Origin of the sequence: Phascolarctobacterium succinatutens CAG:287 (assembly GCF_000434895.1) — a bacterium.
Taxonomy (GTDB): Bacteria; Bacillota; Negativicutes; order Acidaminococcales; family Acidaminococcaceae; genus Phascolarctobacterium_A; species Phascolarctobacterium_A succinatutens_A.
Genome location: NZ_FR892738.1, coordinates 1 through 2,045, shown reverse-complemented (window position 1 = coordinate 2,045; position 2,045 = coordinate 1). Strand labels below are relative to the sequence as shown.

The following is a 2,045-nucleotide window of genomic DNA, read 5'->3' as shown; positions in this document are numbered from 1 at the left end:
CCTTAGGACCGTTATAGTTACGGCCGCCGTTCACCGGGGCTTCGGTCGAATGCTTTGGATTGCTCCGGACATCCTTCCTTAACCTTCCGGCACTGGGCAGGTGTCAGCACCTATACGTCAGATTTCTCTTTAGCAGGCACCTGTGTTTGTGGTAAACAGTCGCTTGGGCCTCTTCTCTGCGACCGCCTCATGCTCCGTCTGTTCAGACTTCACAACAGCGGCTACCCTTATCCCGAAGTTACGGGTACATTTTGCCGAGTTCCTTAACGAGGGTTCTCCCGCGCACCTTAGGATTCTCTCCCCGCATACCTGTGTCGGTTTACGGTACGGGCGGTAATTCTCTAACTAGAAGCTTTTCTCGACAGTGTGGGGTCAGCAGCTTCAGCTCCGTTTCCGGAACCTCCACATCACGCCTCAGGCTCTCAGAACGCGGATTTGCCTACGTTCCACCCTACACGCTTGTACAGGAACAACCAATCTCCTGCCTGCCTGCCCTCCTGTGTCACTCCATCGCTCAAACAATCATTACCGGTACTGGAATATCTGCCAGTTGTCCATCTCCTACGCTCCATGCCTCGGATTAGGTCCCGACTTACCCTGGGACGACGATCGTTGCCCAGGAATCCTTATGCTTTCGGTGGAATGGATTCTCACCATTCTTTTCGCTACTCATACCAACATTCTCACTTCTGTGAAGTCCACCGTCCCTTACAGAACGACTTCAGCCCTCACAGAACGCTCCCCTACCCCACGACTTACGTCGTAGCCACAGCTTCGGTTTCGTACTTTAGCCCCGGTAATCTTCGGCGCAGGGTCTCTCGACCAGTGAGCTATTACGCACTCTTTAAATGGTGGCTGCTTCTAAGCCAACATCCTGGTTGTTTTAGAGACCCCACATCCTTTTCCACTTAGTACGACATTGGGGACCTTAGCTGGTGGTCTGGGCTGTTTCCCTTTTGACCACGGATCTTATCACTCGTAGTCTGACTCCCAAGCTCTACAGTATAACCATTCGGAGTTTGACAGGGTTCGGTAACCTTTATGGCCCCTAGCCCGATCAGTGCTCTACCGCCTATACTTACTACTTGAGGCTAGCCCTAAAGCTATTTCGGGGAGAACCAGCTATCTCCGCGTTCGATTGGAATTTCACCTCTACCCACATCTCATCCTAAAGCTTTTCAACGCTCACAGGTTCGGTCCTCCACGCAATTTTACCTGCGCTTCAACCTGGACATGGGTAGATCACTGCGGTTTCGGGTCTACGTACACTAACTATCCGCCCTCTTAAGACTCGCTTTCGCTTCGGCTCCGTGTCTTCCACTTAACCTCGCTAGTGCACGTAACTCGTTGGTTCATTCTTCAATAGGCACGCCGTCGCTTTCGCTCCGACTGCTTGTAGACATACGGTTTCAGGTTCTCTTTCACTCCCCTCCCGGGGTTCTTTTCACCTTTCCCTCACGGTACTATGCGCTATCGGTCGCCATTCAGTGTTTAGGGTTGGAGGGTGGTCCCCCCGGCTTCCCACAAGATTCCTCGTGCCTCGTGGTACTCTGGATACTGCTCATCTCTCTGGTCTTTAACCTACGTGGCTTTTACACTGTGTTGCCTACCTTTCCAGGTAGTTCGGATAAACCTTTGAGACTAAATGCAGTCCTCAACCCCGGAGAGCCGTAGCTCCCCGGTTTGCCCTCTGCCCTCTTCGCTCGCCGCTACTGTGGGCATCTCGTTTGATTTCTCTTCCTCCGGGTACTTAGATGTTTCAGTTCCCCGGGTTCCCTTCCTTTCGGATACCTGCCCATGACGGCAGGTGGGTTTCCCCATTCGGACATCTACGGATCAATACTTGCTTGCAGTTCCCCGTAGCTTTTCGCAGCTTACCGCGTCCTTCATCGGCTGATGGCGCCTAGGCATCCGCCGTATGCCCTTAGTAGCTTGACTTTTTCAGCTTACTAAGAACTTTGCGTTCCTAGATCTCGTTAACTCATTCTCTTTGCTTTCGCATTGATTAGAGGTGCCTTGTCATCTCATCAATAACAAGGACTTTT

Annotated in this window: 1 rRNA gene; it reads right to left on the bottom strand. The window is 52.1% G+C overall.

Features of this window, described 5'->3' with window-relative positions:
• Positions 1–1,938, bottom strand: a 23S ribosomal RNA gene (locus BN587_RS00040); the annotation flags it as partial.
• Positions 1,939–2,045: the final 107 nt, after the last annotated feature.